The following is an 18,306-nucleotide window of genomic DNA, read 5'->3' on the forward strand; positions in this document are numbered from 1 at the left end:
TCTCGGATGGCTCGNCCGGCATGTGGGGAGTCGCCTGGTCGCCGGACGACACCCGGGTGGTGACCGGCTCCCGCAACGGCCGCATCCTGGTCTGGGATGTCGCCACGGGCACGATCGTGACGGCCCTCTCGCACGGATCGGACCAGCGAGAGGGCGCCGGTGGGTGGGTTCGGTCGGTCGCCTGGTCGCCGGTGGACGCGGACATCATCGCCTCGACGTCGACGGACGAGACGACTCGGGTGTGGTCCGTGGAAGCAAGCCGCGAGCTACGACTGCTGTCCCTGCCCGACCGCCCCTGGTCGGTGCGCTTCGGTCCCACCGGCGCCCAGGTGCTCACCGCGTGCGCCTCGGGCCACGCGGTCATCTGGAACTTCCGCGAGCGCGGCCAGCATCGCAGCCGCACGCTGACGGCCGAGAGCAGAACGGACCCGTCCGCTCTGGTCCGGATCTGGGACGCGGACGTCTCACCCGACGCGGCCCGGATCGCAGCCGCCCGCGAGGATGGCTGGATCGACCTCTGGTCTCCCGACGAGGACAGTGTCGCTCGCCGGTTCCACGCGCATCCGGGCGCGACCGCGCGCGCCGTTCGCTTCAGCCCGGACGGAAGTGCGCTTGCCACCGGCGCGCAGGACAACACCGTTCGCGTGTTCGACCTCGCCCACCTGAACGAGGTCCGAATCCTCACCGGCCACACCGACCAGGTGCGGCGGGTGAGCTGGTCGCCACGCGGCGACCGGCTCGCCAGTGCCTCGGCGGACACGACGGTGGGCGTCTGGGACGTCCACACCGGCGAGCGCCTGCTGACGCTGCGGGGACACCAGCAGGGGGTGTGCGACGTGGCGTGGTCGCATCACGGTGACCAACTGCTTTCGGTGGCCGACGACGGCACCGCGCGGGTCTGGAAGGCAGGGGCGGTCCAGGTCGGGCTGACCGAGCTTCCCGCTGCGNCCCAGGCGATGGACCGGTCGTCGAGGACCGGCCAGTTCGCGGTGGCGGTCGCGGCGCCGGATCGGCCGGACGCCAACCACGAGATCGTGATCATGGGAGCGTCGGGCGACCTACGACGAAGCTTCAGCACGCACCACGGCGACGCCGTTCGTGCGGTGGCCTGGTCCCCCGACGGGACCCGCCTGTTGACCGCGTCCCGCGACAGCACGGCACGCATCTGGCGCCTTACGGACACGGCGATCGAAGTCGAGCACGTCCTGACCGCGCGCGGCGGAGTCGAGGATGCACGGTGGTCACCTGACGGCACCACGTTTGCCACCGCCGCGCGTGACCGGGTCATCCGCCGGTATGCCGCGGACGGACGCAGTCTCGACGCGGCGGAACGCCGCCCCCATCCGAGTTTCCTGCGCGCCGTGGCCTGGCATCCCGTCGATCCGCGGTTCGCCCTGGTCGCCGAGGACACCCGGCTGACCATCAACACCGCCGAGGCGACGGTGGCCGAACTCGGAACGGACAAGGTGCTCACCGCCGTGGCCTGGAGCCCCGGTGGCGACCGCCTCGGCCTGGGTGCGACCGATGGAACGGTCATCATCGTCGCCGCGACCGAGGGGGACGATCTCACCGAGCTGCACCGCCTGAGCGGGCATGCGGACGAGATCTGCTCCGTTGCCTGGTCCGCCGACGGACGTCGGATCCTCACCGCCTCCGCGGACCGGTCAGCGGCGGTGTGGGATGCCGAGACCGGCGCGAGGATCACCGTCCTGATCGGCCATGCCGGGCCGGTGACCCACGCGCTCTGGACCGATCAGGACGATCTCGTCACGACGGTCTCGACGGACGGGACGTTCCGCCGCTGGGATGTCAGCGACGCCGCACGCCGGCCCCTCAGCGGACTCCCGACCGGCCGGACGGACGGCGGCCAGCCGGCCGGCGACGTGGCGGCCGGCGACGTGGCGGCCCTTCTTGCGGATGCCCGGCTACGAATCGGTCAGTCGCGCGACTGACCGGCGGTGCCTGCCCGCCGCGGATCCGCGGCGGGCAGGCACGGGGACGTCGGCGCACCAGCGCAACACCCGCCGCTCAGACGTGGGCGACGGCGTTGCCCGCGTTCTGGCCGGGGCGGATGAACAGCGCCAGCACCATCGCCACGCCGGACAGCACCGCGCCGATCACCATGGCGACGTGCAGCCCGCTCATGAACGCGGCATGGCTGCCGGCCTCGATCGCGCCCTGCACGGTCGCGGACGTGCCGGTGGCCGGTGGCACCAGGCCCTGGCCGACGAGCTCCTTGGCCTGCGCGAGCTTGCCGGCCTGCTCCGCCGGCACCCCGGCGCCGACCAGCCGGTCGACCAGCACCGACCCGACCCGGCTGGCGAGCACGGAGCCGAGCACCGCGGTGCCGAGCACCCCGCCGAGCTGCGTCGCCGTGGACTGCAGGCCGCCGGCGACCCCGGAGTCCTCGATCGGCGCGTTGCCGATGATCGCATCGGACGCGGCGGTGATGATGAGCCCGACGCCGACGCCGATGGCGACGAACGGCGGCCACAGCAGGTTGAAGGACGAGTCGGGCTCGAGCTGGGTGAGCACGACGAACGACGCGAGGAGCAGCGCCATCCCGATGGTGATCGGGACCCGCGGGCCGAAGCGGCCGTTGAGGGCGGCGCCCAGCGGGCTGCTGACCATGAACACCGCCGACAGCGGCAGGGTGCGCACGCCGGCCTGGACGGCGGAGTATCCGTGCACGTTCTGCAGGTACAGGGTGAGGAAGAACAGCACCCCGAACATCGCGAAGAAGGTCAGCATCACGATGAGCGTGCTCAGGCTGAGCGAGCGGTTGCGGAACAGCCGCATCGGCAGCAGGGGCGCGCGGACCCGGGTCTCGATGACCACGAACAGCACCAGCAGCACGACGGCGGCGACCAGGAAGCCGATCGTCCTGCCGGAGCCCCAGCCCCAGCCCTGCGCCTTGATCATCCCGAAGACGAGCGCGAACAGGCCGCCGCCCAGGGTGAGCAGGCCGGGGGCATCGAAGCGGTGGGAACCCGACTCGTCGCGGCTCTCTGCGAGCACGAACAGCCCGACGATCAGCGCGATCGCGCCCACCGGGACGTTGATGTAGAAGACGGACTCCCAGGACACGTGCTCCACGAGGAGACCGCCGATGATCGGACCGCCCGCGATCGAGATCGCCGAGGCGCCGCCCCAGATCCCGATGGCCGAGTTCAGCTTCTCCGGCGGGAAGGCCGAGCGCAGGATCGCCAGCGTGTTCGGCATGAGCAGCGCTCCGGCGACGCCCTGCAGCGTCCGGAAGATGATCACGCCTTCGATCGAGCCGACGAGGCCGACCGCGAGCGACGTCAGGGCGAACCCGACCACGCCGATCAGGAAGATCAGCCGCCGGCCGAACCGGTCACCCAGCTTGCCCGCCGGGATGAGCAGCACCGCAAGCGCCAGCAGGTAGGCGTTGGTCACCCACTGCAGATCCGACAGCGACGCGTGCAGGTCCTCGGCGATCCGCGGGTTCGCGATGGACACCACGGTGCCGTCGAGCCCCACCATGATCACGCCGAGCGCGACGCTGACCAGGGTGAGCCACGGATGTCCCCGCCTGCTGGTGCCACCGCCAGCCGAGCCGCTCCCGCCGGCCGCGTGGCGCGGCGATTGCGCCGCGTCCGTAGCTGTTGCCATGTCCTGACCCCCTCCACCTCGGCCGACAGTGATCGGCTCCCTGACATTCAATGCCACAATGTCAGTTCTGCCAATCTGTCAGAGATGACAATCACGTTCGTCCGCGCTACGATCACACCCGTGACGACGAGGATCGGGGAGGCGCCGGCTTCGGGCTCCCTCGAGGTCGCGTCCGAGGTCGGCGACGGTGGGGCCGAGCGGACGCGGGCCGAGCGGCGGCGCGCGCGCATCCGCGCGACGATCGCGGACGCGGCCCTGCGGCTGTTCATGTCCCGTGGTTACGACGCGACCACGGTCGAGGATGTGGCGGCCGCGGTGGACCTGAGTCCGCGCACGGTGTTCCGCTACTTCCCGTTCAAGGAGGACATGCTCCGCGAGGCCGTGCACTTCGAGCTGACCGAGCTCATCGCGGCGCTGCGGGAACGGCCGGCGCACGAGCATCCCGCCGACGCCCTCGGCCGAGCGATGGTGCACATGTGGTCGAACCTCGAGAAGGACCCCGAGGAGGTTCGCACCCTGCTGCGGCTCATCTCCGAGCTCCCCCGGATGCGAGGGCTGCTCGTCGAGGCGTCCCGCAGCGGCCAGAACGTCCTGGCGGAGGCGCTGGCGTTCCGCCTCGGCCGGCCCGCCACGGACCTGTCCACCCAGGTGGCGACCGGCTGCGCCCTGGCGGCACTCAACATCGTCATGGAGGCCTGGGCGACGATGCCCGCCGGCACCGACCTCGCCCCCCTCATCACCAGCGCGATGGCCGCCCTGAAGGCCGGCCCGCTGAGCCCCGGCTGCTGACCGACCCGGCTCCCCCACGCGATCACTGCGGTTGACAGCCGCAGCCGTTCGACCTGCACTCGAAGGCAGGGCGTCCGCCGATGGGCGGCTGCGCCGGCCGTGTCACGGTCGCCCGTCATGGCACGCGCAGGCGGCAGGAGGCTGCATCCGATGACGACGCTGCACCGCGATCCGGTCCTCGACGGCCCGGTCGACCTCATCCCGGACGAGATCGAACTGATCGAGGCGGCGATGCGTTGGCACTTCGACCCCAGGACCGGTTCGCCCTTCTGGCTGGAGCAGGCCGACACCCTCGGTTTCGACCCGCGCGAGGACATCCACACCATCGATGACCTCGCCAGGTTCCCCAACATCGTCGATCGGCTGCGCTACGTCCCCGCCGGGGACCTGATCCCCCGGGGCTACGCGGGGCAGGACGACGCGGTGTACGGCGTCTACGACTCGGGCGGCACCACGGGGCCGCCGAAGCACGTGGTCATCATGTCGGACTGGATGTCCCGCCTGCTCGTCCGCACCGACGAGGAGATGGCGGCGCGCGACTACCCGCGGGGGGTCGACTGGCTCGCCCTGGCGCCGAGCGGGCCGCACATGTTCGGCGCGATCGTCCGCGAGACGGTCCGGCTGCGCGGCCGGTTGGGCTTCATGGTCGACCTCGATCCCCGCTGGGTGAAGAAGTGCATCGCGGCCGGTCGAGCCGATCACGCCGACCAGTACGCCGACCACATCGTCGCGCAGGCCCGCGCCGTCCTGGAGTCGCAGGACATCGGCGTGCTGATCACCACTCCGCCGCTGCTGGAACGGCTCGTCCGCGACAACGAGCTGCGCAGGCTGATCGCCGAGCGGGTGCAGGTCGTCGAGTGGGGCGGCGCGCACCTGGACCCGGACACCCGGTACCTGCTGCGCACGGAGGTCCTCCCCCACACCCGGATCATCGGGCGCTACGGCAGCACGATGGTCCTCGCGAGCGCCATCGAACGCGACGGGCTCGCCCCGGACGATCCCTGCATCTTCGACTCGTTCTCCCCGTTCGTCACGTTCCGGGTGGTCGACCCGGAGTCCGGCGAGCCGGTGCCGTACGGCAGCCGCGGGCGCGTGGTGATGAACCACGTCAGCAAGTCGGCGCTGCTGCCCAACAATCTCGAGCGTGACGAGGCGACCCGGATCGAACCGCCACTCGGGCGGGTGGGCGACTCCGTGGCCGACGTCTCGCCGGTTGCCGTGTTCGGCGACTCCCCGGTGATCGAGGGGGTGTACTGATGCCGGCCAGGAGCCCGTCCGCCACACCGCCCGCGACCAACCGGGCCGGACCCACGGACAGCCGGGCAGAGCTGATCGAACTCGACGCGCTCGGCCCGGGCGGCCCCTTCCGGTCCCGTAACCGGCTGCCGATCACCGACCTGGCCGGCCTCCCGATCGCCGAGCTGAGCCTGGTGCCGTCGCTGTACGTGCATCGCGCCATCGCCGCGCTGCGGGCCGCCGAACCGCTGTCGACCGCCGACCGGCTCGCCGCGCTCGCCCGGGCCGGGGAGTCGTTCGCGACCGAGACCGTCGCCGAACTGTCCGTCGACGAGTACTCCCACGCGGTCAGCCGGATCTCGGGGATGCCGATCTCGGTCGTGCGCCACGCCACCGAGACGACCTGGCGGGCGCTGCTCGGCGCCGGCCGGGACGCCCGCCAGGCCAGGCCCCGGGCCAGCGTCGACGACTGGCACGACCCGGCCACCCAGGGTGGACGGGCGGTGTGGACGCGGCGCGGGGAGGTCTTCGCGGTGCACGCGGCCGGCAACCACCCCGGCGTGCACGCCCTGTGGCCGCAGGCGCTGGCACTGGGCTACCGGGTCGCGGTGCGCCCGTCGCGCCGCGAGCCGCTCACCGCGCACCGGCTGATCACCGCGCTGCGGGCGGCCGGGTTCGGCGCCGACCAGGTGGCGTACCTGCCCACCGACCACGCCGTCGCCGACGAGATCATCAAAGCCGCCGACCTGGCCATGGTCTACGGCGGGGACGACGTGGTCGCCAAGTACGGCGCGGACCCCACGGTGCTCGTGCAGGGTCCCGGGCGGTCGAAGATCCTGCTCGCCGGCGAGGACTGGCAGCGCCATCTCGACACCCTGGTCGACTCCATCGGCGACGAGGGCGGCACCGCCTGCGTCAACGCGACGGCGGTCTTCACCGACTCAGACCCCGGCGGCCTCGCGGCGGCGCTCGCCGAGCGGCTCGCCGCCATCCCGACCCTGCCGCCCGAGGACGACCGGGCGGTGCTGCCCTGCCAGCCGACCGAGCAGGCCGCGGCGCTGGAACGCTTCCTGCTCGACCACGCGGCAGGTACGACGCCACGCCTCGGTGGCGCCGGGATCACCGACCCCGTTGCCGGCGGCGGCGTCGCGCTACGCCCGGCGGTGTTCCAGGTGAACCGGGCCGACGCGGCCCAGACCGGCATCGAACTCGGCTTCCCCTGCGTATGGGTCGCCCCCTGGGCGCCCGCCGACGGGATCGGCCCGCTGCGCAACTCCCTCGTCCTCACCGCCCTCACCCACGACGAACGCCTCCTCGACCAGCTCATCGCCGATCCGACGATCAGCAACGTCTACGTCGGCGACCATCCCACCTACTGGATGCGCCCCGACGTTCCGCACGACGGCTACCTCGGCGAGTTCCTCATGCGCACCAAGACCGTCCTGCGCGACTGAGCCCGACCCCGGCGAGACTCCCGGGATCGCCGCGTCGAGCAGGGTCTCGGCCATCGCGCGGGCAGTCCGGGCGGCCTGCGGGGTGCGGTCCATCCGGGCTGTCAGGCCTGCACCGTCGTAGACGAGCTGGAGCTGGCGGCCCAGCGCGGCCGGGTCGGCGGCGCCGGCCTGCTGGGCGAGCTCGGTGAACAGGGCGAGGATCCAGGCCCGGTAGTCGTCGGCGGCACGCTCCACGGAGCTGCCGGGGGACGTCTCGGCGCTGGCGGAGACGAACGCACAACCATGGAAATCGGGTTGGGCGAACAGCTCCCCCTGCGCCTCGAAGATCGCCAGCAGGCGGGACCGGGCGTCCGGCGCGCGGTCCACCGCCCGCCGGAGTCGCTCGGTCGTGTCGGCGTGCCGGCCTTCCAGGTAGGCGCGGACCAGCTCTTCCTTGCTGCCGAAGGTGTTGTACAGCGACGCCTTCGCGACCCCGGCCCGCTCGATGATCCGGTCGATGCCGACCGTCTGGACGCCCTCGGCGTAGAACAGCTCGTCCGCGGCGGCGAGCAACCGCTCCCGCGCCGAGCGGTGGTCTACCCCTCCCGCCGCCGCGCGTCGCGTCCTGGTGGCGGCCATCCGCCTCACCTCCACATACCAGCCGGACCAGACAGACCAGTCCATCCACGATAGGCGGCGCCGTGCCGGTGCCTCGGTGCCTTGGTGCCTTGGTGCCTTGGTGCCTCACACGGCGCTGCGCCCGCCGTCGACCGGGATGACCGCGCCGGTGATGTAGCTCGCCGCGGGCGAGGCCAGGAAGGCGACGACCCCGGCGATCTCGTCGACCTGCGCGGCGCGGCCGAGCAGGGTGGTGGTGCCGAGCTGGGCGATGAAGTCCGGCCGGGCGCCGTCGGAGTACACCGGGCCGGGGGCGATCGTGTTGACCCGCACGCCCGCCGGGCTGAACTCGGCCGCCCAGGCGCGGCTCATCGCCGTCAGCGCCGCCTTCGTGGCGCCGTACGCCGCGCCGCCGGCCAACCCGACGCGGCCGGCCATGCTGTCAACGCTGATGATGCTGCCCGTGCCGCGCTCGGCCATGCCGGGCGCGAGCGCGGCGACGAGCTGGTAGGCGGCACGGACGTTGCCCGCGAACAGGGCGTCGAAGGTCGCGGTGTCGAGCTGCGCGCTCGGCCCGAACCAGGATGCACCGGCGTTGTTGACCAGGACGTCGACCTCGCCGGCCTCCTTCGCCAGGCGCTCGACCGCCGCCGCGTCGGCCAGGTCCGCGGCGAGGAAGCGGGCCTCGCCGCCGGCCTGCTCGATCTCCGCCACGGCCGCCGCGCCTCGATCGGCGTCCCGGCCGTGCACGATCACCGCGTACCCGTCCGCGGCCAGGGCGCGGGCCGCCGCCCGGCCGATTCCCCCGGTCGAGCCCGTCACCAGCGCCACACCCCGACGGCCGCCTTCACCCACGTTGCTCGCCATGACCCGCTCCCCACTCCACCGAGTAGACCTGTCTGTCTACCGCTGGAGAGAAGAATAGACAGACAGGTCTGTCTATTGCAACGAGAGGGGCGGGCTTTACCCGTGACCCGCGACACATTCAGCCGCAGGCACAGAGCGCACCACAACCGGCTCCGCCCCGGGGCGGGTGCCCAGGACGCGGGTGCCCGGGGCAGGTACCGGTCAGGTCCTGGCGAGCGCCCTCGGCCGCTTCGTCAGGTAGTCGGTGTAGGCGACGGTGGTGAAGAACTCGGGCAGCGTCTCGCCCAGAGCCGTCTCGACGAAGACCTCGCGGGCCTCGTCGAGGCGGTTCGGCGCGCCGCCGCGCTCGGCACGCAGCACGGTCAGCTCCTCGGCGAGCAGCCGTTCGGCGAGTTCCCGGGTGACCGGGCGCCCGTCGGCGAGCCGCGTGCCGTGGTGGATCCACTGCCAGACCTGGCAGCGGGCGATCTCCGCGGTGGCGGCGTCCTCCATCAGGTCGAAGATCGCCACCGCGCCGGTGCCGCGCAGCCACGCGTCGATGTAACGCAACGCCACCGTGATGTTGCTACGCAACCCGGCCTCGGTGACCAAGCCGGCGGCGGAGGCGACGTCGAGCAGGTCGGCCGCGGTCACCGACACGTCCGGCCGCAGCCGGTCGAGCTGGTGCGGCGCGGCGCCGAGGCGGGCGTCGAACACCGCCTCGCATACCGCCACCAGCCCGGGATGGGCCACCCAGGAGCCGTCGAAGCCGTCGTCGGCCTCCCGCTGCTTGTCCTGGCGGACCTGGTCGAGCGCGCGGGCGTTGACCTCGGGGTCGCGGCTGGGGATGAACGCCGCCATCCCCCCGATCGCGTGCGCGCCGCGGCGGTGGCAGGTCCGCACGAGCAGCGCGGTGTAGGCCCGCAGGAACGGTGCCGTCATCGTCACCTGGGCCCGGTCCGGCAGCACGAACGCCTCCCCCCGGGCACCGAAGGTCCTGATGATGCTGAACACGTAGTCCCAGCGTCCGGCGTTCAGGCCGGCGCAGTGCTCGCGCAGCTCGTAGAGGATCTCCTCCATCTCGAAGGCCGCGGGAATCGTCTCGATGAGCACGGTCGCCCGGATCGTGCCCCGCGGGAGGCCGAGGCGCTGCTGGGCGAACACGAACACGTCGTTCCACAGCCGGGCCTCGCGATGGCCTTCCAGTTTCGGCAGGCAGAAGTACGGTCCGCTGCCCCGGTCGAGCTGGCGGCGGGCGCAGTGGAAGAAGTACAGGCCGAAGTCGACCAGGCTCGCCGACATCGGCCGGCCATCGATGAGCAGGTGGTGTTCGCGCAGGTGCCAACCCCGCGGCCGCACGACGATCGTCGCCGGGTCCGGCCCGACCCGGTAGCGCCTGCCGGCCGGCGTGGTGACCTCGAGCCGGCCCGCGACCGCGTCGAGCAGGTTGAGCTGGCCCGCGATCACGTTGAACCAGGTCGGCACGGTGGCGTCGGCGAAGTCCGCCAGCCACACCCGGGCACCGGAGTTCAGCGCGGTGACCGTCGCCGTCCGCTCGGTCGGCCCGGCGATCTCCACCCGCCGGTCGACCAGGCCCGGTGCCGCACCCGCGACCCGCCACGACTCGTCGGCGCGGATGGCCGCCGTCTCGGACAGGAAGTCCAGGCCGGCCGCCCCGGAGGCGAGCAGCAGGCGCCGCTCGCGCCGGGCGGCGAGCAGGTCGGCCCACCGCGCGGCGAAGGTGGTGTCCAGCGCGATGAGGAATTCCAGCGCCTGCGGCGTCAGGATTTCCCGGAAACGCTCCCGAGGCTCACCGGGCTCGCCGATGACCTCGATCCGACCGCCGCGCGGTGCCGGCATCTCAGTGCCCCGCGCCGGCGCCGGTCGCGGTGAACTGCGCCTCCTCGGTGGAGCCGCGCAGCGCGACGGTGTCACTCGTCGGGTTGATGGCGGTGCTCACCAGGTCGAAGTAGCCGGTGCCGACCTCGCGCTGGTGGCGGGTCGCGGTGTAACCGTCGGCCTCGCTGGCGAACTCGCGTTCCTGCAGGTCGACGTAGGCGGTCATGCCCTCGCGGGCGTAGCCGTGGGCGAGGGAGAACATCGAGTGGTTCAGCGCGTGGAATCCGGCCAGGGTGATGAACTGGAACTTGTAGCCCATGTGGCCGAGTTCGCGCTGGAACTTCGCGATGGTGGCGTCGTCGAGATGCGCCCGCCAGTTGAACGACGGCGAGCAGTTGTAGGCGAGCATCTGGTCCGGGAACTGGGCCTTGATCGCCTCGGCGAACTGGCGGGCGATCTCCAGGTCCGGGGTGGAGGTCTCCATCCACAGCAGGTCGGCGTAGGGGGCGTAGGCCAGGCCCCGGGCGATGCACGGCTCGACGCCGTCGCGCACCCGGTAGAAGCCCTCGGCGGTGCGCTCGCCGGTGACGAAGGGCAGGTCGCGCTCGTCGACGTCGCTGGTGATGAGGGTCGCGGCCTGCGCGTCGGTGCGGGCGACGATCACCGAGGGCACGTCGGCGACGTCGGCGGCCAGGCGCGCGGCGTTGAGGGTGCGGATGTGCTGACCGGTCGGGATGAGCACCTTGCCGCCGAGGTGGCCGCACTTCTTCTCCGAGGCGAGCTGGTCCTCCCAGTGCACCCCGGCGGCGCCGGCCGTGATCATCGCGCTCATCAACTCGAAGGCGTTGAGCACGCCGCCGAACCCGGCCTCGGCGTCGGCGACGATCGGCACCAGCCAGTCGGGGGCGTCGGCGACGCCCTCGGCCCAGGTGATCTGGTCGGCGCGCAGCAGCGCGTTGTTGATCCGGCGGACCACCGCCGGGACCGAGTTCGCCGGGTAGAGGCTCTGGTCCGGGTAGGTCTGGCCGGACAGGTTCGCGTCCGCGGCGACCTGCCAGCCGGACAGGTAGATGGCCTTGAGCCCGGCCTTGACCTGCTGCACGGCCTGGTTGCCGGTCAGCGCGCCGAGCGCGTGCACGTAGTCGGTGTCGTGTAGGAGCCCCCACAGCTTCTCCGCGCCGCGTCGGGCCAGCGTGTGTTCCTCCAGGACGCTGCCGCGCAGCTTGATCACTTCGGCGGCGCCGTAGGTGCGCTCGATGCCCGCCCACCGCGGGTCCGTCGCCCACCGCGCGGCCAGCTCCTCGGCCGCCCGCGCGGCCCCGTTCGCCGCCCCGTTCGTCGCCGTGGTCGTCGCCGTCGTCTTCGTCTCGGCCATGTCGATCTCTCCCTGCCCTGGAGTCGGAATAGCGCGGATCACCCTCCTCTTCGAAGCTGTCACAGCGATTCGACCTGGTCGAGCGGCCCAACGAGCCAAGTCCTGCGAATCTTCCCAGCCGGCTTTGCAAATTTTGCAAATGGCACGTTGGCACCGAGTCGACTATCCTCCTCGACAGAGAGGGAGCGGATGCAGAAGACTTTTGTCGGGACCCGGTTACGGGAACTGCGCGAGGAACGGGCCATGAGCCAGGTCGAGCTGGCGCGCCTGCTCGGCATCTCCCCCAGCTATCTCAACCAGATCGAGCACAACTCCCGGCCGCTCACCGTCCCGGTCCTGCTACGCATCACCGAGGCATTCGGCGTCGACGCCGGCTTCTTCGCCGCGCACGACGTGACCCGGCTGATCGCGGAGGTCCAAGAGGTCCTCTCCGACGGCACGATCGGCCTGAAGGTGCCGGCCACCGACGCCGCCCAGCTCGCCGAGCAGCTCCCGCAGACCGCCCATGCGCTGATCACGCTGCACCGCCGCTACCGCCAGGCCAACGAGCGCCTCGCCGCGCTCACCGGCGCCCGCGGGCCGGAACCGGCGGGGCCCGCGCCGGCGCCGATGCCGGACGAGGAGGTCCGGGACTTCTTCTACCAGCGCCAGAACTACGTCGGCGAGCTCGACGAGGCCGCCGAGCGGCTCGCCGGCGAGATTGGCCTGACCCGCGGCCGGGTGCACGCGGTGCTGGTCGAGCGGCTGGCCTACCACGGCATTCGCGTGCACAGCCGCGAGCCCGGCCCGGACCTCGCGGGCTCGCGCGACGACGGGCGTGACGACGGGCGTGATCTCGACCGCGAGCTCGACGTCGATGTGCTGCACCGCTTCGACCCGCAGACCCGGGTGCTGACCCTGTCGAGCCACCTGCGGCCCGGCCAGCGGGCCTTCCGCATGGCGCTGCAACTCGCCTTCGCCGAGTTCGACGATCTGGTCACCCGGCTCACCGACGAGGGCATGCTCAGCGGCCCCCCGGCCCGGACGCTGACCCGGATCGGGCTGGCGAACTACTTCGCCGCCGCCCTCATCCTCCCCTACAATGTGTTCCACACCACGTCCGAACGGTTCCGCTACGACATCGAACGGCTCTCCGAGCATTTCGGCATGGGCTTCGAGACGATCTGCCATCGACTGAGCACCCTCCAGCGCCCCCGGGCCCGGGGCGTTCCCTTCTCCTTCATCCGGGTGGATCGCGCGGGCAACATGTCGAAACGCCAGTCGGCCACCGGATTTCATTTCTCCCGCGCCGGCGGAACCTGTCCGCTGTGGAATGTGTACGAGGCACTCGCCGCCCCCGGAAAGATTCACACCCAGATCGCCACCATGCCGGACGGACGCAGTTACTTCTGGATTGCCCGCACGGTCAGCCGGGGCTATGGCCGTTTCGGTCGTCCCGGAAAGACGTTCGCCATCGGGCTCGGCTGCGAACTGCGCCATGCCAGCCGACTGGTGTATTCGACCGGGCTCAACCTGGACGATCCGGCGGCCGCGGTGCCGATCGGGATCGGCTGTAAGGTCTGCGAGCGGGTCGGCTGCGCCCAACGGGCCTTCCCGCAGATCGGCCGTAGCCTCGCCCTCGACGAGAACCGGGGCACCTTCGCCCCCTACCCGGCCGACATCAACTCCTGAGGGTCGGGGCCCGCGTGCGAGACTGGCCTCTCGCGGATCCGCCGCATCGCCGCATCAGCCCAGTTCAGCGCGGTATTCCGTCGCCAGGATCCGGTCTGGGCCCGGTGCCGGCCGAGGAGGGGGAGGCATGCCGACGGCTCCCGGGGGGTCCGATCGCGCCGGCCGATCGGATGGCCACGGTCCGAGCCGGTCCGACGGGCCGGGCCGGCCGGACGCGGCGGGACGGTCCAAGCAGTCGGCTGCGGCGGGACGGCCGGCTGCGGCGGGACGGCCGGACGGCCACGGTCGGCCGGTGGGCGACGGCGAGTCAGGGCATGTCATCGTCGCCGGGCTGAGCAACCTGGGGCTGGGCCTGGCCGAGCAGCTCCAGGCATCCGGCGTGGCGGTGGTCGCGGTCGACGACCAGCTCACCGCCGCCGCGCAGCGCCGGCTGGAACGGTCCGGGGTGCGGGTTCTCGTCGAGAGTCCCCACGCGGCCGACGTGCTGCGCGAGGCCGGCATCGCCGCCTCCCTCGCCGTGGTGATCTGCCACGAGGCCGACCTCGACAACCTCGAGACGGCCCTGCTCGCCGCCGACGTCGCCCCCGGCGTCCGGCTGGTCGTCAGCGTCAACAACCCGCAGCTCGGCGACCAGCTCGCGGACGCGCTCAGCCAGGTACGGGTGCTGAACCTCGCCGAGCTCGCCGGGCCGAGCTTCGTCGAGGCGTGCGTGCGCTCCGACGTCACCCACGCCTTCACGATGGACGCCCGCGCCGACGCCGAGGTGTTCGCGGTGATCGAGGAGGAGATCACCGGGCGGGGTGCCTTCCGGGCCCGCTACGGTGATCTCACCCCGATCTCGCTACGCCGCGCCGGCGCGCGCCACGCCGAGGTCTGCCCCCCGCGCGACACCCCGCTGCATCCCGGCGACCGGCTGACCGTCCTCGGCCGCCTCGCCGAGTTCCACGACCGCGGGATGGCCGTCTCCGGCCTGCACGACGCGCGGCTGTTCGCCGCCCTGGGCGACGGCACGGCCAAACGCCGCAGCGGGTCGCGGGCCCGGCGCGGCACGGCCGCCCGGCTGCGGGAGTTCCTCGCGACGATCCGCGGGGAGCTCGACCGGCCCTTCCGGCTCGCGCTCGCCGCCGTCGTGGCGATCCTGGTCGTCAGCACGGTCGTGCTGTCGCTGGCCTACGCCGACCACAACAACGCCGCGCCACCCGACTTCGGGCCGCTCGACGCGCTCTACCTCACCATCGAGACGATGGTCACGGTCGGCTACGGCGACTTCAACTTCGGCGCGGCCGACGAGTGGCTGCAGATCTTCGGCATCGGGCTGATGCTGTTCGGCGCACTGTCGATCGCGGTGGTCTACGCCTTCATCACGAACGTAATCATCAGCCGCCGGCTCGAACGCGCGCTGGGCCGCGGCCGGGCGGGGGCGGTGCGCGGGCACGTCATCCTGTCCGGCCTGGGCTCGGTCGGGGTCGCGACGATGGACGGCCTGGTCCGCACCGGCCGCCAGGTGGTGGTGATCGAGCGGGACGAGAACAACCGGTACCTGCCCGTGGCCCGCGAGCGCGGGGTGCCAGTGATCATCGGGGATGCGACGGTGCGGTCCACCCTGCTGGAGGCCGGTCTCGCCCACGCGACCACGATCACCGCGCTGACCAGCGACGGGGTGGCGAACCTGGAGACGGTGCTGTCCGCCCGGGAGGCGCACGACGAGCTGCGCGGCGCCCGCGCCGCCCGGGAGACGGCGCGCCGCGCCGGCGGGCGTTCCTACGGCCGCACCCGCCCGCCCGGCGCCCAGCCACACGAGCCCGACCTGCGCGTCGTCCTGCGGATCTTCGACACGACGATGGCCGACGAGGTCGAACGCCGGTTCGGCATCCACACCGCCCGCAGCGCCTCGGCGCTGGCCACCCCGTACTTCGTCGGGGCCGCGCTGGGCTACGACGTGCTGAGCACCTTCTACGTGGAGCGCACCCCCTTCCTCGTCGCCCGGATGACCGTCAACGCCGGCGGGGCGCTCGTCGGCCCCACCCTGCGCGAGCTGTCCACCGGAACCCGCGTCCTCGCCGTCACCACTGCCGTCGCCACCGCCACCGCCGCCACCACCGTCACCACCACCGCCGTCACCACCACCAGCGGAAGCCGACCCGGCGACGGAGCCTGCGCCGGCGAGCCGGACTACCGACCCGGCCGCCACACCCGCCTGCGGCCGGGAGACGAGCTGCTCGTCGTCGGCCCCGTCACCCAGATCGTCGACATGGTCCGGCGCAACCAACGCGTCGATGTCCCCGCCTAGCACCGTCCCACGCCCACGCCCACGGCGCGGGCCGAGAACTACCTCGCCGCCGACCCCCCGGACGTCGCCGGAACCTCATGAGCGCCGCCGGCTGTTGAGGAGGGCCCCGGTCAGGGGTGCATGCGGGCGCCCTTGAGCGCCTTGTCGACGGCGTTGCGCGGGCCGTGCAGGGCGAGGCCGACCAGGTCGAGGTCGTCACGTGGCACGGCCCGGACGGCGGCCCGGTTGTCGCGGTCGTTGCCGGTGGCGAACAGGTCCGACGTAAAGATCGACATGGCCAGGCCCCGACCGCCGGCGCGGGCGAACGACGAGGCCAGCGTCTGGTGCGAGCCGGCGAACACGAGCACCGGTTGGCGGAACATGGGCAGGTACCCGTGGCCGTCCGCGTCGGCGTAGGGCTCGCCGACCAGCTCCGGGTTGGTCGCCGCGATCCCGCTGACGAGGAACGCCGTGACGTTGAGCCGCTGCCAGTCCAGCAGGTCGTCGCGCAACAGCACGGCGATCTTGGTGGTGAAGCGCACCGGGGCGGGCTGCGACGACCCGTCGCCGGCGGTGGCGAGGTCGTGGCGAAGGTCAGTATCCACACCGCCGAGTCTCGGCGGCGGTCGGCATGAGGTCTTGTACGTTCCTGACGTGGCCGAGGCGCACAGGCCCGGGGCGGACGTCGCCGCGGCGGGCAGGGTCGGTGAAGGTCAGACGGTCGCCGCCTGGCGGCCGGCGGTGGCGGGTGTCCGCGAGGTGTTCCACGCCCGGTTCATCTCGCACGTCTACCCACCGCACACCCATGATTCGTGGACGCTGCTCATCGTCGACACCGGCGCGGTCCGCTTCGGTCTGGACCGCCACGAGCACGGCACGTTGCGCTCGCAGGTGACGCTGCTGCCACCGGACGTCCCGCACGACGGCCGCTCCGCCCGGCCCGGGGGATTCCGCAAGCGGGTCCTCTACCTCGACCGGGACCTCCTCGGCGACGAGCTGATCGGCACGGCGGTCGACACCCCGACGCTGGCCGATCCCACGCTGCGCCGGCGCATCGGCCGGCTACACGACCTCCTGCTCACTCCCGGCGAGGACCTCGCGGCCCAGAGTGGCCTCACCCTCGTCGGCGAACGACTACGCGCCCACCTGGGCCGCCGCAGCAGGTTCCCCGCTCGCCGTGACGGTGCGCCACCGCCCCGCCGGGACCCGACCGTTGCCCATGCGCTCCGCGACCTCCTCGACAGCCGGATCGCCGAGGGCATCACGCTGGCCGCCGCCGCGGAGCTGCTCGGCGCCCATCCGACGCACCTGATCCGCGCCTTCCACCAGGAGTTCGGCCTGCCGCCCCACCGCTACCTCACCGGCCGCCGAGTGGACCTGGCCCGCCGCCTGCTGCTCGCCGGTCACCGCCCGGCCGAGGTCGCCACGCTCGCCGGCTTCTACGATCAGGCCCACCTGACCAGGCACTTTCGCCGCATGCTCGCCACCAGCCCCGCCCGCTACGCCCGCCCGACCTGACGCCACCGCAGGACGTCGCCTCGAAAGGTCTCCTTGCACATGCCTGATGTCGTGGTCGCCGGGGTGGTGAACGTGCAGCAGACGGTACCGGTGGACGGGTTTCCCGTCGCCTACGCGCCGGTCCGGTATGCGACGGGGCGGCTGCGGCTGGCGGCCTCCGGGGTCGGGCTGAACGTCGCCCGGACGCTGGCTGCGCTCGGCACGCAGGCGACCCTGGCCACCCTGGTCGGGGACGATCCGGCCGGGATGGTGATCCGGGCCGAGCTGCGGCGTCTCGGCCTGCTCGGCGAGGACGAGTCGGGCGGCCGGGGCGCCGGGGTGCTGCCGACGACGAACAGCGCGATGTCCGCCGTCCTGGTCGATCCGCACGGGACCCGGCAGGTCCACACCGACCTCGCCGACCTCGCCACGGCCCGCTATCCGCCGTCGGTGTTCCGTGACCTGCTCGCGGGGGCGCGTCTCGCCGTGCTGACAACCGCCGGCTTCGTCCGCGACCTGATCCCCGTTGCCCAGGCCGCCGGCGTGCCGATCGCCGTCGACGTGCAGACCATCGAAGACGCGAGCGACGCCTACAGCCGGCCCTGGTTGGCGGCGGCGACCATCGTGTTCGGCTCCGCCGAGCGCCTCACGGCCAGCCCCGCCGACACCGCCGCCGCGCTGCTGAGCCGCTACCCGGCCCGGATCGTGCTGCTCGGGATGGGCGGCGACGGCTGCCTGCTCGCCGTCCGGGACCGTCCGCCGCGCCGCCTGCCCGCCCTGGCCCCGCATGGCGTGCTCGACACCACCGGCGCAGGGGACGCCCTGTGCGCCGGCTTCCTGCACTACTGGCTCGCCACCGGCGATCCCGACGCGGCGGCCCGGCGCGCCGTCCTCGTCGCCGGCTGTGCGGTCGGCTCCGCCGGCACGGCCGTCCACGTCACCGCCGGGCACATCGACGATCTCCTGCGCGCCCCGGGCGGGCGGCCGTCGGGCGTCGGCTGACACACGGCGGGCCGGTCCGATCCGACCTGCGGTGTTCGTCGCATATCAGCTGCTCGACAGCGGCGGCGGTGTGGCGCGGATCCGCACTACGCTCC

Annotated in this window: 14 protein-coding genes and 1 pseudogene; 9 read left to right on the top strand and 6 right to left on the bottom strand. The window is 72.6% G+C overall.

Annotation, left to right across the window (positions count from 1 at the left end):
* Window positions 1-20: 20 nt before the first annotated feature.
* Window positions 21-947 (top strand): WD40 repeat domain-containing protein (locus UK82_RS43440; protein WP_396230655.1); only part of this gene is annotated, 927 nt, incomplete at its 3' end.
* Between the two features lie 93 nt (window positions 948-1,040).
* The gene (locus UK82_RS43445; protein ID WP_396230656.1) at window positions 1,041-1,952 is read left to right on the top strand and encodes a WD40 repeat domain-containing protein; all 912 of its coding nucleotides are present in this window, start codon (window positions 1,041-1,043) and stop codon (window positions 1,950-1,952) included.
* A gap of 76 nt (window positions 1,953-2,028) precedes the next feature.
* Here the strand turns inward: UK82_RS43445 and UK82_RS26960 are convergent, their stop codons facing one another.
* Window positions 2,029-3,636, bottom strand: coding sequence for an MFS transporter (locus UK82_RS26960; RefSeq protein WP_055410098.1), 1,608 nt, complete (start codon window positions 3,634-3,636; stop codon window positions 2,029-2,031).
* Between the two features lie 120 nt (window positions 3,637-3,756).
* Here UK82_RS26960 and UK82_RS26965 point away from each other — a divergent pair, with 120 nt between their 5' ends.
* The 3 genes from UK82_RS26965 (at window position 3,757) to UK82_RS33255 (ending at window position 7,115) form a co-directional block, all read left to right on the top strand.
* Window positions 3,757-4,425, top strand: coding sequence for a TetR/AcrR family transcriptional regulator (locus UK82_RS26965; protein WP_044887928.1), 669 nt, complete (start codon window positions 3,757-3,759; stop codon window positions 4,423-4,425).
* A 150-nt stretch (window positions 4,426-4,575) separates the two neighbouring features.
* Window positions 4,576-5,682: an AMP-binding protein gene (locus tag UK82_RS26970; protein WP_055410100.1), complete on the top strand. Its 1,107-nt coding sequence runs from the start codon at window positions 4,576-4,578 to the stop codon at window positions 5,680-5,682.
* Window positions 5,682-7,115 (top strand): aldehyde dehydrogenase family protein, encoded by a 1,434-nt coding sequence (locus UK82_RS33255; protein ID WP_173667359.1) that lies wholly within the window; start codon window positions 5,682-5,684, stop codon window positions 7,113-7,115. Before UK82_RS26970 ends, UK82_RS33255 begins: the two co-directional genes overlap by 1 nt.
* A gap of 474 nt (window positions 7,116-7,589) precedes the next feature.
* On the opposite strand, the pseudogene UK82_RS40440 reads toward UK82_RS33255, so the two are convergent.
* The 4 genes and pseudogenes from UK82_RS40440 to aceA form a co-directional block, all read right to left on the bottom strand.
* Window positions 7,590-7,778 (bottom strand): annotated as a pseudogene (locus tag UK82_RS40440) (hypothetical protein); the annotation flags it as partial.
* A 60-nt stretch (window positions 7,779-7,838) separates the two neighbouring features.
* Window positions 7,839-8,579 carry an SDR family NAD(P)-dependent oxidoreductase gene (locus UK82_RS26980; RefSeq protein ID WP_044887916.1) on the bottom strand — a complete coding sequence of 247 codons (741 nt, stop codon included), beginning with the start codon at window positions 8,577-8,579 and terminating at the stop codon, window positions 7,839-7,841.
* A 201-nt stretch (window positions 8,580-8,780) separates the two neighbouring features.
* Window positions 8,781-10,418, bottom strand: coding sequence for a malate synthase A (gene aceB, locus UK82_RS26985; RefSeq protein ID WP_055410102.1), 1,638 nt, complete (start codon window positions 10,416-10,418; stop codon window positions 8,781-8,783).
* A gap of 1 nt (window position 10,419) precedes the next feature.
* Window positions 10,420-11,772, bottom strand: a complete 1,353-nt coding sequence (gene aceA / locus UK82_RS26990) for an isocitrate lyase (protein WP_083507392.1) — start codon at window positions 11,770-11,772, stop codon at window positions 10,420-10,422.
* 189 nt (window positions 11,773-11,961) lie between these two features.
* Between aceA and UK82_RS26995 the strand changes: the two genes are divergently transcribed.
* Together UK82_RS26995 and UK82_RS27005 are read left to right on the top strand one after the other, a co-directional pair.
* On the top strand, window positions 11,962-13,443 hold the full coding sequence (locus UK82_RS26995) for a short-chain fatty acyl-CoA regulator family protein (RefSeq protein WP_044887914.1): 1,482 nt from the start codon (window positions 11,962-11,964) through the stop codon (window positions 13,441-13,443).
* Between the two features lie 127 nt (window positions 13,444-13,570).
* Window positions 13,571-15,733, top strand: a complete 2,163-nt coding sequence (locus UK82_RS27005; RefSeq protein ID WP_370657155.1) for an NAD-binding protein — start codon at window positions 13,571-13,573, stop codon at window positions 15,731-15,733.
* A gap of 110 nt (window positions 15,734-15,843) precedes the next feature.
* Here the strand turns inward: UK82_RS27005 and UK82_RS27010 are convergent, their stop codons facing one another.
* On the bottom strand, window positions 15,844-16,317 hold the full coding sequence (locus UK82_RS27010) for a DUF2000 domain-containing protein (RefSeq protein WP_055410107.1): 474 nt from the start codon (window positions 16,315-16,317) through the stop codon (window positions 15,844-15,846).
* Window positions 16,318-16,366: 49 nt separating this feature from the next.
* On the opposite strand from UK82_RS27010, the gene UK82_RS27015 reads away from it, so the two are divergent.
* Both UK82_RS27015 and UK82_RS27020 read left to right on the top strand, forming a co-directional pair.
* Window positions 16,367-17,230, top strand: a complete 864-nt coding sequence (locus UK82_RS27015) for an AraC family transcriptional regulator (protein WP_236706492.1) — start codon at window positions 16,367-16,369, stop codon at window positions 17,228-17,230.
* A gap of 39 nt (window positions 17,231-17,269) precedes the next feature.
* A complete protein-coding gene (locus tag UK82_RS27020) occupies window positions 17,270-18,211 on the top strand; it encodes a carbohydrate kinase family protein (RefSeq protein WP_055410111.1) in 942 nt (313 codons plus the stop codon).
* Window positions 18,212-18,306 lie beyond the last annotated feature (95 nt).

The organism is Frankia sp. ACN1ag (assembly GCF_001414035.1).
Lineage (GTDB): Bacteria > Actinomycetota > Actinomycetes > Frankiales > Frankiaceae > Frankia > Frankia torreyi.

What these genes read in the sequence shown, in the direction of transcription:
- UK82_RS43445 (WP_396230656.1), top strand. Translation starts at nt 1,041, where the DNA reads ATGGGAGCGTCGGGCGACCTACGACGAAGCTTCAGCACGCACCACGGC.
- UK82_RS26960 (WP_055410098.1), bottom strand. Translation starts at nt 3,636, where the DNA reads ATGGCAACAGCTACGGACGCGGCGCAATCGCCGCGCCACGCGGCCGGC.
- UK82_RS26970 (WP_055410100.1), top strand. Translation starts at nt 4,576, where the DNA reads ATGACGACGCTGCACCGCGATCCGGTCCTCGACGGCCCGGTCGACCTC.
- UK82_RS33255 (WP_173667359.1), top strand. Translation starts at nt 5,682, where the DNA reads ATGCCGGCCAGGAGCCCGTCCGCCACACCGCCCGCGACCAACCGGGCC.
- UK82_RS26980 (WP_044887916.1), bottom strand. Translation starts at nt 8,579, where the DNA reads ATGGCGAGCAACGTGGGTGAAGGCGGCCGTCGGGGTGTGGCGCTGGTG.
- aceB (WP_055410102.1), bottom strand. Translation starts at nt 10,418, where the DNA reads ATGCCGGCACCGCGCGGCGGTCGGATCGAGGTCATCGGCGAGCCCGGT.
- aceA (WP_083507392.1), bottom strand. Translation starts at nt 11,772, where the DNA reads ATGGCCGAGACGAAGACGACGGCGACGACCACGGCGACGAACGGGGCG.
- UK82_RS26995 (WP_044887914.1), top strand. Translation starts at nt 11,962, where the DNA reads ATGCAGAAGACTTTTGTCGGGACCCGGTTACGGGAACTGCGCGAGGAA.
- UK82_RS27005 (WP_370657155.1), top strand. Translation starts at nt 13,571, where the DNA reads ATGCCGACGGCTCCCGGGGGGTCCGATCGCGCCGGCCGATCGGATGGC.
- UK82_RS27020 (WP_055410111.1), top strand. Translation starts at nt 17,270, where the DNA reads ATGCCTGATGTCGTGGTCGCCGGGGTGGTGAACGTGCAGCAGACGGTA.